Annotated in this window: 13 protein-coding genes; 6 read left to right on the top strand and 7 right to left on the bottom strand. The window is 71.2% G+C overall.

Going from position 1 to position 13123, the window contains the following annotated elements; genetic code table 11:
• Nucleotides 1–695: 695 nt before the first annotated feature.
• The 5 genes from lpdA to ACJQWL_RS09700 form a co-directional block, all read right to left on the bottom strand.
• Nucleotides 696–2528 carry a dihydrolipoyl dehydrogenase gene (gene lpdA, locus ACJQWL_RS09720; RefSeq protein WP_330968245.1) on the bottom strand — a complete coding sequence of 611 codons (1833 nt, stop codon included), beginning with the start codon at nt 2526–2528 and terminating at the stop codon, nt 696–698.
• Between the two features lie 15 nt (nt 2529–2543).
• Nucleotides 2544–3707, bottom strand: a complete 1164-nt coding sequence (locus ACJQWL_RS09715) for a mechanosensitive ion channel family protein (protein WP_330968244.1) — start codon at nt 3705–3707, stop codon at nt 2544–2546.
• Between the two features lie 7 nt (nt 3708–3714).
• The gene (locus tag ACJQWL_RS09710; RefSeq protein ID WP_330968243.1) at nt 3715–5142 is read right to left on the bottom strand and encodes a dihydrolipoyllysine-residue acetyltransferase; all 1428 of its coding nucleotides are present in this window, start codon (nt 5140–5142) and stop codon (nt 3715–3717) included.
• Nucleotides 5143–5259: 117 nt separating this feature from the next.
• Nucleotides 5260–6102, bottom strand: a complete 843-nt coding sequence (locus ACJQWL_RS09705) for a DMT family transporter (RefSeq protein WP_330968335.1) — start codon at nt 6100–6102, stop codon at nt 5260–5262.
• Between the two features lie 50 nt (nt 6103–6152).
• Nucleotides 6153–6686, bottom strand: coding sequence for a CcdC protein domain-containing protein (locus tag ACJQWL_RS09700; RefSeq protein WP_330968242.1), 534 nt, complete (start codon nt 6684–6686; stop codon nt 6153–6155).
• Between the two features lie 161 nt (nt 6687–6847).
• Here ACJQWL_RS09700 and ACJQWL_RS09695 point away from each other — a divergent pair, with 161 nt between their 5' ends.
• From ACJQWL_RS09695 to ACJQWL_RS09685, 3 genes are all read left to right on the top strand, one after another.
• The gene (locus ACJQWL_RS09695) at nt 6848–7420 is read left to right on the top strand and encodes a hypothetical protein (protein WP_411300873.1); all 573 of its coding nucleotides are present in this window, start codon (nt 6848–6850) and stop codon (nt 7418–7420) included.
• Between the two features lie 81 nt (nt 7421–7501).
• Nucleotides 7502–7984: a YajQ family cyclic di-GMP-binding protein gene (locus ACJQWL_RS09690; protein ID WP_330969800.1), complete on the top strand. Its 483-nt coding sequence runs from the start codon at nt 7502–7504 to the stop codon at nt 7982–7984.
• A gap of 46 nt (nt 7985–8030) precedes the next feature.
• Nucleotides 8031–8576 carry a DUF1415 domain-containing protein gene (locus ACJQWL_RS09685; protein ID WP_330969799.1) on the top strand — a complete coding sequence of 182 codons (546 nt, stop codon included), beginning with the start codon at nt 8031–8033 and terminating at the stop codon, nt 8574–8576.
• 200 nt (nt 8577–8776) lie between these two features.
• Here ACJQWL_RS09685 and ACJQWL_RS09680 read toward each other — a convergent pair whose 3' ends face one another.
• The gene (locus ACJQWL_RS09680) at nt 8777–9478 is read right to left on the bottom strand and encodes a pseudouridine synthase (RefSeq protein ID WP_330969798.1); all 702 of its coding nucleotides are present in this window, start codon (nt 9476–9478) and stop codon (nt 8777–8779) included.
• 10 nt (nt 9479–9488) lie between these two features.
• Nucleotides 9489–10601, bottom strand: coding sequence for a class I SAM-dependent methyltransferase (locus tag ACJQWL_RS09675; protein WP_411300872.1), 1113 nt, complete (start codon nt 10599–10601; stop codon nt 9489–9491).
• A gap of 117 nt (nt 10602–10718) precedes the next feature.
• Between ACJQWL_RS09675 and ACJQWL_RS09670 the strand changes: the two genes are divergently transcribed.
• The 3 genes from ACJQWL_RS09670 (at nt 10719) to ACJQWL_RS09660 (ending at nt 12872) form a co-directional block, all read left to right on the top strand.
• Nucleotides 10719–11489, top strand: coding sequence for a TspO-related membrane protein (locus ACJQWL_RS09670; RefSeq protein ID WP_330969797.1), 771 nt, complete (start codon nt 10719–10721; stop codon nt 11487–11489).
• Between the two features lie 141 nt (nt 11490–11630).
• The gene (locus tag ACJQWL_RS09665) at nt 11631–11891 is read left to right on the top strand and encodes a hypothetical protein (RefSeq protein ID WP_330969796.1); all 261 of its coding nucleotides are present in this window, start codon (nt 11631–11633) and stop codon (nt 11889–11891) included.
• A 354-nt stretch (nt 11892–12245) separates the two neighbouring features.
• The gene (locus ACJQWL_RS09660) at nt 12246–12872 is read left to right on the top strand and encodes a fasciclin domain-containing protein (protein WP_330969795.1); all 627 of its coding nucleotides are present in this window, start codon (nt 12246–12248) and stop codon (nt 12870–12872) included.
• Nucleotides 12873–13123 lie beyond the last annotated feature (251 nt).

Genomic DNA, 13123 nt, shown 5'->3' with positions numbered 1-13123 from the left:
CAAAGGTGCTTGGCGAGGGGGGCTGGGCACGGCCGGGCGTCCATTTCGATCGGGAACGACTATCGGCCCCCGTGCATCAATCGATTGGACCCGTGCACCCGGCGGCAGGAAGATCGGATTCCCCCCGCGATGGCGCCCCTGCCCTGGACTGGACGCCCGGGTTCGCGGCGGTACACGCCCTCATGGCCTTCCCCCCGCCGGGTACCGGATGACCCGCAGTGCACCGGTCGGAGGGGCACTTTAGCGGCTGGAGCTCGCCTGCTACACGGTCGCCCTCCACCTGCACGGGAAGGCGTGGATTCGCGTGGAGCGCCGCCGCAGGGCGGCCCGGCTGCCCCATCCACTGGCCTGACACGCGGTCGCGCGGGGGGCCGGAAGCACTGCCCGACGGTCGACACCGGGTCCCGGGAACCTTTCACCCGCGCGCCGGTCAGACCTGTTCGCCCCCCGCCACTCTCTCCTCGTCAATGGCAAAGCAGCGGTGGGCCCCGGAGCCCCGGCCTGATCCGCCGGGGCTTCGCCTTGTCCGGGTTGCCGCGCCGGCTCTCTCGACATCGACCTGGCAGAGTGTGCCCAGCGCCCAGGCCGAAGACCGCACCGCGCGCCCGCGGCAGGGCGCGCTTCGGTTCGTTTCGGCGGCGCAGGCAGGCGGGCTTCCTCGCGGCGACGTGCGCCGCGCCTACCCGGGCTACCGGCTACTTGCGCTTGGGGATGTAGAGATCGGTGATGGTGCCGTCGTAGACCTCGGCGGCCATGCCCACCGATTCGCTAAGGGTGGGATGGGGGTGGATGGTGTGGCCGATGTCGGCGACCTCGCAGCCCATCTCGATCGCAAGCGCGACCTCGGCGATCAGGTCGCCGGCGTGCACCCCGACGATGCCACCGCCGATCACCCGCTGGGTCGCCTCGTCGAACAGCAGCTTGGTGAAGCCCTCGGTGCGGCCGATGCCGATCGCACGGCCGCTGGCGGCCCACGGGAACCGGCCCACTCCGACCTTCAGCCCCTTCTCCCGGGCTTCGGCCTCGGTGACGCCGACCCATGCGATTTCCGGATCGGTATAGGCCACCGACGGGATCACCCGGGCCACCCACTCCTTCTTCTCTCCGGCGGCGACTTCCGCGGCGAGCTTGCCTTCGTGGGTGGCCTTGTGGGCCAGCATCGGCTGCCCGACCAGGTCGCCGATGGCGAAGATGTGCTGGGCGGTGGTGCGCATCTGCCGGTCGACCGGAATGAACCCGCGCTCGCTGACTTCGACCCCCGCCTTGGCGGCATCGAGGGCGCCTCCATTGGGTGAGCGCCCGACCGCCACCAGCACGCGGTCGAAAATCCTGGCCTCGGGCGCGTTGTCGCCCTCGTACTGCACCGCGATGCCGTTCTTCTGCGCCTTGGCGTCGACCACGCGGGTCTTCAGGTGGACGGACACACCCTGCTTCTTCAGCCGCTCGGCCAGCGGCTTGACCAGGTCCTTGTCGGCGCCCGGCATCAGCTGGTCCATGAACTCGACCACGGTCACCTGGCTGCCCAGCACGCGGTACACCGTCGCCATCTCCAGGCCGATGATGCCGCCGCCGACGACGAGCAGCTTTTTCGGCACTTCGGCCAGCTCGAGCGCATCGGTGGAGTCCATCACCCGCGGGTCGTCCCACGGGAACATCGGCAGCTTCACCGCCCGCGAGCCGGCGGCGATGATGCACTGCTCGAAGCGCACCAGGGTCGGCTTTCCGTCCGTGCCCGCCACCTCGATCTCGTTGGCGGAGACGAACCGGCCGGTGCCGTTGACCACGCGCACCTTGCGCTGCTTGGCCATGCCGGCCAGGCCCTTGGTCAGCTGGCCTACGACCTTCTCCTTGTACGTGCGCAGTTTGTCGAGGGTGATCTTCGGCGTGCCGAAATCGATGCCGTAGTCGGACGCGTGCGCGGCCTCGTCCACCACCGCAGCCGCGTGCAGCAACGCCTTTGACGGGATGCAGCCGACGTTGAGGCACACGCCGCCAAGTGCGTCGTAGCGCTCCACCAGCACCGTATCCAGCCCCAGGTCGGCGGCGCGGAACGCGGCGGTATAGCCCCCCGGGCCCGCGCCCAGGACCAGCATCCGGCACTCGAGATCCGCCGCGCGGCCGCTCGCGGCGGCCGGCTGCGGGCCCGTGCGCGAAAGCGCCCCATCGGCCTTGGCCGATGACGGGGCCTCGCCGGCTTCGGGCGCCGCAGTGGGCGCGGCGGCTTCCTGCTTCGCACCGGACCGGCCGGCACCCTTCGCCTCGTCGGCACCTTTCGCGGGGTCGCCGTCGCCTTCGGTTTCCAGCAGCGCGATCACCGCGCCTTCGGCCACCGCGTCACCGATGTTGACCTTCAACGTCTTGACCACGCCTGCCGCGCTGGAGGGCACCTCCATCGTGGCCTTGTCCGACTCCAGCGTGACCAGCCCCTGGTCAACGGCGACGGTGTCGCCCACCGCCACCAGCAGCTCGATCACCGGGACGCTGTCGAAATCGCCGATGTCCGGAACCTTGACCTCGATCTCTGCCATGCCTGCCACTCCTCGTCAGTCGCGCTCCGGGCCGCGTTCGGCCCCGTCCTGCGCGTCGCCCTCGACCGTTTCGGCCTCGTGCTCGATTTCCCGCTGTGCGTCTTCCTGGGCGTCGTTGCCCGACAGCTCGCTGCGCTCGCGCGCGCTGAGCTCGGGGGGCTCCTGGTCGGCGGTGGGGGACCGCGTGGTGGGCCCGGTCGCGTCGTGCTTGCCGCGGGGACCGCGCAGCCATTCGCGCGCCTCTTCACCTTCCAGGCCGAACGCACTTCGCAGGTGCAGGTCGCGCTGCGGGAACGGGATCTCGATCCCGTGTTCCTTCAACGAGGTGTCCAGCTCCCACAGGTAGGCGGCCTGGATCGCGGCGTTGCGGCGCGCGGCCTCCTCGGTCAACCAGACCGCCAGGATGAACTCCACCGCGCTGTCGCCGAAGCCCACCAGCCAGACCTGCGGGCGGTCGTCGCCTTCCATCGCGCGGGTGAAGGGCACGCGTGACGCGGCCTCGAGCGCGGCCTTTTTCACCCGCTCCTTGTCGACCCCGTAGGCGACCGCGAACTCGACGCGCAGGCGCCGCCGGGTTTCACGGTGGGTCCAGTTCACCACCCGGCCGCTGACGAACTCGGAGTTCGGCACCAGGATGTCGATGTTGTCGTTGGTGGTGATGCGGGTGGCGCGGATGTTGATGTCGCGGACCGTGCCGCGCAGGTCGGCATCGAGCTCGACGAAATCGCCCACCTTCAGCGACTTGTCGAACAGCAGGATCAGGCCCGACACGAAGTTGTTGAAGATCGCCTGCAGGCCGAAGCCCAGGCCCACGCCGAGCGCGCCGGCGAAGACGGTGAACTTGCCCACCGGAATGCCTGCCATCTCCAGCGCCAGCACCACGCCCACCGCCAGCAGCACGTAGTGCACCAGGCGCGAGACGGTGTACAGGGAGGCGGCGTTGGTGCCGGCGCGGCGGCCGTAGCGCGCCAGTGCGCGGCGGGCCAGCACCGATACGAACCACACCGCAACCAGCGCCAGCGCCGCGCCCAGGAGCTCGCCCAGGGCAAGGCTCATGCCTTCGATGGGGATCAGCTCGTAGTCGAGCATGTCCTTGGCGTGATCAAGCCCTTCGTGGGCGGAATCGCGAACGCGCTCGCCCGCGTCTCCGAGCCGATCGCCTGGTGCGGCCGTCGCCATCAACGCCTCACAGCAGCGCGCGGCGCAGGTCGCCCAGCAGCTGGGCCAGGGTCGCGGTGAAGCGCGCCGCGGCGGCGCCGTCGATCACCCGGTGGTCGTAGCTCAGCGACAGCGGCAGCACCAGCCGCGGCTGGAATGCCTTGCCGTCCCAGACCGGCTTCATCGCCGCCCGGGAAACACCGAGGATCGCCACCTCCGGCGCGTTGACGATCGGGGTGAACGCGGTACCGCCGATGCCGCCCAGCGAGCTGATCGAGAAGCAGCCGCCACTCATCTGCGCCGGTCCCAGCTTGCCTTCGCGCGCCTTGGCTGCCAGCTCGCCGGTTTCACGCGCGATCTGCATGACGCCTTTGCTGTCGCAGTCGCGCACCACCGGCACCACCAGCCCGTTGGGCGTGTCGGCGGCGAAGCCGATGTGGAAGTACTTCTTCAGCACCAGCGTCCCGTTGGGATCCAGCGAGGCGTTGAAGTCGGGATACTGCTGCAGCGCGCTGACCGCCGCCTTCATCAGGAACGCCAGCATGGTCAGCTTGGTGCCGTCCTTGCGCTTCTCGCTTTCCTTGTTGAGCGCCACGCGCAGCGCTTCCAGCTCGGTGATGTCGGCGTCGTCGAACTGGGTGACGTGCGGGATCATCGCCCAGTTGCGCGCGAGGTTCGCGCCCGACAGCTTCTGGATGCGCGAGAGCTCGCGGGTCTCGATCTCGCCGAACTTGGCGAAGTCGACCTTTGGCCACGGCAGCAGGTCCAGGCCGCCGCCTGCGGACGCCGCCGCACGGCCGCCGGCTGCAGCGCCACCTTCCATCGCCTGCTTGACGAACCCCTGCACGTCGTCGCGGGTGATGCGGCCGCCGCGCTCGCTGCCGGTCACACGCGTGAGGTCCACGCCCAGCTCGCGGGCGAACAGGCGCACCGCGGGGCTGGCGTAAGGCACCTGGTCGGGCATCAGCTCGCCGGCGTCGAACGCGACGGGCGGGGAGCGCGGCTCGCTGCGCTGGCCGTCGCCGGTGTCGCGCTCTGCGATGCGGTCGGAACCATCCTGGGTGGAGACCGGTTCTACCTGCTTGTCGGCTCCCGCGGTCGCGGACTTCTCCCCGGCTTCGGGTGCGGGCGTCTTCTCCGGCTGGGGCCGGGTTTCAGCTGTGGCGGCCTTGCCGGCGCCGCCCTTCCCGACGTCATCGGCGGCCGCGTCGCCCGCGTCCGGCTCGATCATCGCCACCACGGCACCTTCGCCGATGCTGTCGCCGACCTTGACCTTGACCTCGCGCACCACGCCGGCGAACGGCGCCGGCACTTCCATCGTGGCCTTGTCCGACTCCAGCGTGACCAGCCCCTGGTCCTGGGTGACCGTGTCGCCTACGGACACCAGCAGCTCGATCACCGGCACCGCGTCGAAATCCCCGATGTCGGGAACGCGTGCTTCCTTCAACTCAGCCATCGTAGGGCTCCGACATGCGCGAGACCCGTATTGTGGCCGGTGCACGATGACCGCGCCAACCGCATCGACGGCGGGCCCAGCGGGCGCCCGGCCCCGGGCGGGGCAAGGGTTCCGGTCTCAGGGGTGCTCGGCCTCGACGTGGACGCGCTCGCGTCGCAGCAGGTAAAGCCCGCTGGCGACGATGATCGCCGCACCCAGCCAGGTCACGCTGTCGGGCAGCACGCCCCACAGCGCGACGTCCAGGCCAACCCCCCAGATCAGCGCGGTGTACTCGATCGGTGCCACCAGCGAGGCCTCGCCGATGCGGAAGGCCTGGGTGATCGCGTACTGGCCCAGCGCGCCCATCAGCCCGACCCCGGCGATCAGCCAGCCGTCGGCCCAGCGCAGCCGCACCCATCCGGGCAACGCCAGGGCGCCCGCCCCGAGCGCGATCACCACCAGGAACCACACCATCATCGACTGCACGTTGTCGGTCCGCGCCAGCACCCGCACGCCGATGGCCGACACCGCGTAGGCGGTGGCCGCGGCCAGTACCGCCAGTCCCGCCAGGGTGAACATGCCCTCGCCGCTCGGGCGCAGCACCACCAGCACGCCGAGCATGCCCACGATGATCGCGGTCCAGCGGCGGGGGCCGACGCGCTCGCGCAGGATCGGCACCGACAGCGCGGTGATCAGCAGCGGGGCGACGAAGAAGATCGTGTAGGCGGTCGAAAGCGGCAGCGTCTGCAAGGCATGGACGAACGCGACCATCATCACCACGCCCAGGCCGCCTCGCATCAGTTGCAGCGACCAGCGCACGCGCACCAGGCTGATCGCCGGCGCCGTCGCCAACGCCCACGCCAGCACCAGCGGCAGCGACGCCGCTCCGCGCAGCGCGGCCACCTGCAGCGACGGGTAGTGCTCGGTCAGCAGCTTGAGCCCGGCGTCCATCAGCGAGAAACAGCCCACCGCCAGCGCCATGGACACCACCGCGCGCGCGTTCGGCGACGCAACCCGGGGCGCGGAGCCGCTCACCGCACCCAGCCGTGGCGCAGCCGGTGCCGCAGGCCCCAGGTGTAGGCCAGGTAATGACCCAGCAGCAGCCCGCCGGCCAGCAACAGCCCGGCCTGCGCATCCAGCCACTGGCCGGTGGCGGCGTCGGCCTGCCACAGGTGCCAGCCCTGCCACAACGCCAGCGCGAGGCGCGCCGCGACCATGACCGTCAGCGCCAGCACCAGCCAGCGGTTGGCGGTATAGAGCAGTCCCGTAGGCGTGGCTTCGAAGCGCGTGAGCCGCAGCCCGAGCCAACCCAGCAACATCCCCGCGAGCAGGCCGGCCAGTGCCTCGACGGGCGCCAGCGGCCGCCAGGCACCCACCACCAGGGCGCCCACGAGGAACAGCAGCGCACCCGCCCCCAGCAGCCACGCATTGCCCCCGACCACCCAGGCCACCGCCCGGCGACGGGCACGGCCGCGCCGGTAGCGGTTGAGCAGGGCCAGCGGCAGCAGGCACGCCCACAACGCGACCACCGCCAGCAACAACAGGGGCACCAGCAGCAGGGGCATGGGCGGGGTCGAAAAGGCGGGGCCGGCAGCTTACCGGGCGGATGCGTGAATCGGTGGCCAGGCGGCCACGTCTGGTTGTGCCGGCTTTCCACGTTGAACCCTGCAGGCCCTCCCGGCCGCCTGTTCTTGGAGTCCGCATGCCGTGCCAGACCCGAACCTCCGTGCCGCTCACCGCTCGCACCGGCGCGGGTCGGGTGCTGTCGGTGCTGCTGGCCGCCGGGATGGCGGCAGGCTGCGGACGCCCGGGGCTGCCTGCCGGCGGGCAAGGCCCCCGCTCCGTTGCACCGGCGGTGGCCACCCGCGGACCGGACGACGCGGCATTGACCACCGCCGACGTTACCGGGCCGATGCCCATCGCGGGGCGCGCGGTGACCGGGGGGCAATGGCGCAGCGGGCTGGACGGTCGCGGTACCGCCACGCTGGTGCTGCCTGCCCCCAACGGCGCCCGCGACCTGCCCCCCGAGGCGGCCGTCCACGTGGATGCGCTTGCGCGCCTGCTCGACGCCGAGCGCGGGTGGCGCCTGTCGATCAGCGCAACGGGTGCGCCGGCAGGCCGCGCCCCGCACTTCGACATCCAGCGCGCCCACGCGCTGCGGCTGGCGCTGGTCGCCCGCGGGGTCACCGGCGACCGGCTCGCGGTCGAGCCGCCGCCCGCCGGCTGGGACCCGCCCCCGCGGGGCACGGTCCGCTTCCACCTGCGGCGCCGTTCCCCCCGCGACCGCCCCAACCCATGACCGGGGAAGCCTGCCCCGTCCGGGCCGGCTGCCAGCACCGGGCGGTCAGGGTAGGCTTCCCGTTTTCCGCGGAGCCCAGCCATGCCCTCCTTCGACATCGTCTCGGAAGTCGACCAGCACGAATTGACCAATGCCGTCGACCAGGCCAACCGCGAGCTCTCCACCCGGTTCGACTTCAAGGGCGTGGAGGCCACGTTCGAGCTCGACGACCAGACCATCAAGCAGTCCGCGCCCAGCGAATTCCAGCTCAAGCAGATGGAGGACATCCTGCGCGCGCGCCTGATCGCCCGCGGCATCGACGCCCGCTGCCTGGAGTTCGGTGAGGTCGAGAGCAACCTGGCCGGCGCGCGCCAGTCCATCACCGTCAAGCAGGGGATCGAGCGCGAGCTGGCCAAGAAGATCCAGGCCGCGCTCAAGGACGCCAAGCTCAAGGTCGATTCGCAGATCAACGGCGACAAGCTGCGGGTGAACGGCAAGAAGCGCGACGACCTGCAGTCGGCGATGGCGCTGCTTAAGGCGGGCGAGTTCGAGCGGCCGCTGCAGTTCGACAACTTCCGTGACTGAGCGCGACGCGCGCGCCGTCCGTCGCCCCTGACCGGCGACCCACCACGTGGACACGGGCGAAGACCCGATCACCGCCACCCGGCGCTGGCTCCAGCGCGCGGTCATCGGCCTGAACCTGTGTCCGTTCGCCAAGGCCGTGCACGTCCGCGACCAGGTGCGCTACGTGCTCAGCGAGGCGACCACGCCCGATGCGTTGCTTGAAGAGTTGGCGGCTGAACTGGCATGGCTGGCCGAGGTCGACCCCGACGTGGTGGACACCACGCTGATCGTGCACCCGCACGTGCTGGGCGACTTCCTCGACTACAACGACTTCCTCGACCAGGCAGACGCCGCGGTGGACGCGCTGGGGCTGGAAGGGGAGATCCAGGTGGCCAGCTTCCACCCCGACTACGTGTTCGCCGGCACCTACCCTGACGATGCCGGCAACTGCACCAACCGCTCGCCCTACCCGACCCTGCACCTGCTGCGCGAGGCCAGCGTCGAGCGCGCGGTGGCGGCGTTCCCCGACCCGGACGTGATCGTGGAGCGCAACCTGGCCACGCTGGAGCGGCTGGGGGAGGACGGGTATCGGCGGCTGTTGCAGGACGACTGAAGCCGCCCGCGCGGCGCCGGTGGGGGAGTTCCAGCCGCGGCCGCCGTCGCAACACATGTGTAGGAGCGACGTAAGTCGCGATCCCGGGCGGGTGGAGGCGACGCGGTCGCGACTGACGTCGCTTCTACAACGGTCCGGTTTGCCGTCGCGACCGGGCCGTTCCTTCAGGTCCGGTTTGCGGCTCGCGGGTAAAGCCGCTCCTACACGTCGAACAGCGTCGACAGGTCGTCCGCGTCCAGTACCCGCCACTGTCCCGCGGGCAGGTCGCCCAGCGACAGCCCGCCCACGCGCGGACGGTGCAACGCCTCGACGTGGTTGCCGACCGCGGCGAACATCCGGCGCACCTGGTGGTAGCGGCCCTCGGTCAGGGTGATCCGCGCCTGCCGCGGCCCCAGCACCTCCATCGCCGCCGGCGCCAGCGGGCTGTTCTCCGACTCCAGCAGGAGCGTGCCGCTGGCGAAGGTGGCCGCCTCGCCGCCGCGCAGGTCGCTGGCGAGCGTCGCCTCGTAGACCTTCGGCAGCCGCGCCCTGGGGGACACGATGCGGTGCAGCAGTTGCCCGTCGTCGGTCATCAACAGCATCCCGCTGGTGTCCCGGTCCAACCGGCCGACGGTGGAAAGCAGCGGCGCGCGCAGGCGGAAGCGGGGCGGGAGCAGGTCGTAGACGACGCGGCCGCTGTCCTTGGTGGAACAGGTGTAGCCCACCGGCTTGTGCACCATCAGCGCAAGGCCCGCCGGCGGGTCCAGGGGCTCGCCGTCGATGCGGATGGCGGCGTGGTCGACGCGGTCGTCGGCGTACAGCACCTCGCCGGTGGCGTCGGTGATGCGGCCTTCGCGGAACATCGAGGCGACCTGCTTGCGGCTGCCGTAGCCGAGGTTGGCGATCAGCTTGACCAGTTTCATTCGGGTGGCCTTACCGGTGCGCGTTGCGGGCGGCGGTGCGGTCGAACGGCCTGGGCGCACGCTCCGGCCGCGCGGGTATCGCCTTGACCGCCTCGATCACCTTGAAGCCGTCGCGCTGGGCCACCGTGCGCACTTCGCCGAAGCTGGCGTCGAGCACCGATTCGTACGGAAGGTGCCGGTTGGCCACCAGCCATAACCGCCCGCCCGGGCGCAGCGCCTGCGCGGCAACGGCGATGAAGCGCCGGCCGATGTCGGGCCGGTCGGCGCGGCTCTGGGTGTGGAACGGCGGGTTGGTGACGATGACGTCGTACGCCTGCGGCAGCCCGGTGGTGACGTCGTGCCAGCGGAACTCCAGCGCGGCCCTCTGTGCGAACGGTGCCAGGTTTTGTCGCGCCAGTTCCAGGGCACGCGACTCGGCTTCGTACAGGTGCAGCGAGGCAACGCCCGGGCAGCGCTCCAGCAGTTCCACCGACAGGTAGCCGAAGCCGGCGCCCAGGTCGGCCGCCACCCCGCCCAGGTCGTCCGGCAGGTGTTCTGCCAACAAACGGGAAGCCGGGTCGATGCGGTCCCATGCAAACACCCCGGGCCGGCTGGCAAAGCGCGGGTCGTCGATCGTGCGCACGTCGTCCAGCGCCTGCCAGCGTGCCGCCAGTGCCGGGTCGGCCGCGGCGGTCAGCGGCGCGGTCCAGAACACTCGGCACTTGTTCTTGCTGATCGTCTCCACCGGCCCGGCGATCGCCGCCAGGTCCTGCTCGGCCGAGCGCGCACCCTCGCTGTTGGGCACGCACGCCAGCACGCGCCCGCCCGGCGCGAGCGAGGCGAGCGCACGCGCCATCAGCGCCCGCGACTCGTCACGCTGGCGCGGCGGCAGCAGCATCACCAGCGGGTAGCGGCGGGCGTCGCCGGGGCCGACCAGTTCGATCCCGGATGCTTCCAGCGCCTGCGCGTCGGGGCGGAAGCTCTGCTCGGCGACCAGGCCCGGGCGTGGCGCGGCATGCAGCGGCCAGCCGTCGCGCGCGCGCAGGAACAGCACGCCGCCGGCCGGCCAGTCCAGCCGGCCCTCGGCCAGTGGCAGCAGCAGGGTTTCCAGCGCGGGGTCGGCATCGCGCATGCGCACGCTCATCGGGCAGTCCGTGGGACGGGGCCGGCGATTCTACGCGCCGCCCGCGCGGCCGGTTTTTCGGCACCGGCTTCACCGGAAGCAGGCCATGCTGTGGCGTCGTCCGCCAGGAGGGTTGCCATGCGTGTTGCCGTAATCGTGTTGGCGCTGCTGATGCCGCTTATCGCCTGGCTGTCCAGCACCGGCGCCCTCGGACCCGACAACGGGACCATCTCGGACCGCTACCCCACCCTGCTGGTCGCGGCGGGCTATGCGTTCTCGATCTGGGGCCTGATCTTCGCCTGGGACGTGGCGTTCGGGGTCTGGCAGTGGCGCGCGCGCGCCGCGTCGCGGGCACTGGAACGGGCGCGCCCGCTGGCGGCGGCGGGCTTCGCGCTCACCGCACTGTGGATGCCGGTGTTCTCGCAGCAGTGGTTCGGGGTGGCGCTGCTGGTGATCTGGGGCGCGCTGGCATGCATCGCCGCCGCTGCGATCATCCTGGCCCGCGATCCGTCGCCGTTGAGGGGGCAGGGCCTGTGGGCCACTTCGCCGCTTGCACTGCATGCCGGCTGGTTGTCGCTGGCGGCCTTCCTCAACACCGCCCAGGTGCTGGTGGCCTACGAGGTCTTCGATGGCCGCTCCCTGCTCGGCTGGAGCCTGGCCCTGTTCGCGGCGGCCGCAGTGCTGCTGATGGTGCTCAACCAGCGGCTGCGCGGCCATCCGGCCTTCGCGGCAGCGGCGTTGTGGGGCCTGGCGGCGGTCTACCTGCGCCAGTCGCGCAGCGACCTGCCCGGTGCCGATACCGCGGCGTGGGTGGCGATGGCGATCGCCATCGCATTGGCCGGCCATACGGCCTGGTTGCTCTGGCAGCACAGGGCACACCGCCGCGTGGGGGCGACACCGGGCCTGTAGCGGGGGGACGCTTGTATCCAGCAGTCGACACCTTGGCCTGAACCGCGTACCTGCGTTTGCAAACGGCGAACGCGGGTTTCATGCGCACCCAACAGGTGCCCGCCCACCCTGCGTGCTTCCCCGCGAGTACGAGGAGTTTCCATGCGAGCCCTGTTCATTGGCGGCACGGTCGACAACAGCGAACTGGACCTGGCCGGCGCCCATCCGCCGCGCCATTACCCGGAAAACACCGGTAGCGGCCAGCCCCGCTACCGGCTGCACCATGTCGGCCGGCGGGACGAACACGTCGCCTACGCCGTGTACGCGCCACCGGAACTGGGGGATGACGAGGTGGAACGGGTGTCCTCCGAGCGCGACTACGCGCGCCGCTTCCAGGCCAGCCCGGGACCGGTCGACGCCTGATCCCTGCCAGCGATCGCGCACGGCGGCGCTGGCCAACTTGCCACCCCACGCGGCGCAGGGTCGGCTGCATCCCCCGGCCCGCCTGCCTCGTAGCTGACAGGCGCTCTGGGGGCCAAGGCCACCGGCGCAGGATCGCCGCAGGGCTGGACGGGACTTAACGACTTCACCACACGGTCGGGACGTCCTGCCTACACCGACCTGCGTAGCGTGGTCCGCATCGTGCGCCCCGGGCTGACGCAGCCGGCTTGCGCGGTGCCTTGCACGCTCCAGGCGTTCCGCACCACCTGTCCACCACCGCCCGGCCGACGCCAATGGATGCCGGCCGACGCCCACCCAACCCCCACGGGAGTTCCCATGAAGACCAAACTGCTTACCCTCGCGCTGATGTCCGGCCTCGCCCTGTCCGCGTGTGCCGACAACACCGACGCCGACACCGACATCGTCGCCACCACCCCGGATCCGGCGCTCGCCGACCCCACCCTTGATCCGGTCACCGACCCGATGGCCGACCCTGCTGCTCCGGGTGCCGACATGGACATCGTCGCCAACGCATCCAACTCGCCCGACCACTCCACGCTGGTCTCGGCGGTCCAGGCCGCCGGACTGGTCGAGACGCTGCAGGGCCCGGGCCCGTACACCGTGTTCGCTCCGACCAACGCCGCGTTCGACGCACTGCCGGCCGGAACGGTCGACGGCCTGCTCGAACCCGCCCGCAAGGACGAGCTGGGCAGCGTGCTCACCTACCACGTGGTCGAGGGCAGCGTGGATGCAGCCGCACTCATGGCGCAGATCGAAGCCGGCAACGGCGAGGCCCGCCTCGCCACGGTGTCCGGCGGCGAGCTGGTCGCCAAGGCCAACCCGGCCGGTGGCGTGACCATCACCGATGCGCAGGGCAACGTCGCCACTGTCACCACCGTCGATCTTCGCAGCAGCAACGGCGTGATCCACGTCGTCGACACGGTGCTGATGCCCGGCTCCTGATCCAGGACCCGGCGTCACCACGCGTTCCGGTGCCGCAGCACACTCGTCGGTGATGCGGCACCAACCGGGGACGGTCCGTACGCGGGCCGTCCCTTCCTTTTGCAGCGCCCCGTTCCGGGCGACGTGATCCGGGCGACGTGATTCGAGCGGCCTGATCCGGGCGGCCTGACCACGCCGTGCCCGGCACGCCCGTGGCCTTGACCCCGTGCGAACACCCCAAACGCGCACAATCGGGGGTGGACTTCTCGGCC

Origin of the sequence: Novilysobacter viscosus (assembly GCF_046600715.1) — a bacterium.
GTDB lineage: Bacteria > Pseudomonadota > Gammaproteobacteria > Xanthomonadales > Xanthomonadaceae > Lysobacter_C > Lysobacter_C viscosus.
This window is presented reverse-complemented; position numbering and strand designations above follow the sequence as displayed.

Excerpts from the sequence above, each read along its gene's own strand:
- ACJQWL_RS09665 (WP_330969796.1), top strand. The coding sequence starts at position 11,631 with ATGCGAGCCCTGTTCATTGGCGGCACGGTCGACAACAGCGAACTGGAC.
- ACJQWL_RS09700 (WP_330968242.1), bottom strand. The coding sequence starts at position 6,686 with ATGCCCCTGCTGCTGGTGCCCCTGTTGTTGCTGGCGGTGGTCGCGTTG.
- ACJQWL_RS09675 (WP_411300872.1), bottom strand. The coding sequence starts at position 10,601 with ATGAGCGTGCGCATGCGCGATGCCGACCCCGCGCTGGAAACCCTGCTG.
- ACJQWL_RS09670 (WP_330969797.1), top strand. The coding sequence starts at position 10,719 with ATGCGTGTTGCCGTAATCGTGTTGGCGCTGCTGATGCCGCTTATCGCC.
- ACJQWL_RS09705 (WP_330968335.1), bottom strand. The coding sequence starts at position 6,102 with ATGGCGCTGGCGGTGGGCTGTTTCTCGCTGATGGACGCCGGGCTCAAG.
- ACJQWL_RS09680 (WP_330969798.1), bottom strand. The coding sequence starts at position 9,478 with ATGAAACTGGTCAAGCTGATCGCCAACCTCGGCTACGGCAGCCGCAAG.
- ACJQWL_RS09715 (WP_330968244.1), bottom strand. The coding sequence starts at position 3,707 with ATGGCGACGGCCGCACCAGGCGATCGGCTCGGAGACGCGGGCGAGCGC.
- ACJQWL_RS09710 (WP_330968243.1), bottom strand. The coding sequence starts at position 5,142 with ATGGCTGAGTTGAAGGAAGCACGCGTTCCCGACATCGGGGATTTCGAC.
- ACJQWL_RS09660 (WP_330969795.1), top strand. The coding sequence starts at position 12,246 with ATGAAGACCAAACTGCTTACCCTCGCGCTGATGTCCGGCCTCGCCCTG.
- lpdA (WP_330968245.1), bottom strand. The coding sequence starts at position 2,528 with ATGGCAGAGATCGAGGTCAAGGTTCCGGACATCGGCGATTTCGACAGC.
- ACJQWL_RS09690 (WP_330969800.1), top strand. The coding sequence starts at position 7,502 with ATGCCCTCCTTCGACATCGTCTCGGAAGTCGACCAGCACGAATTGACC.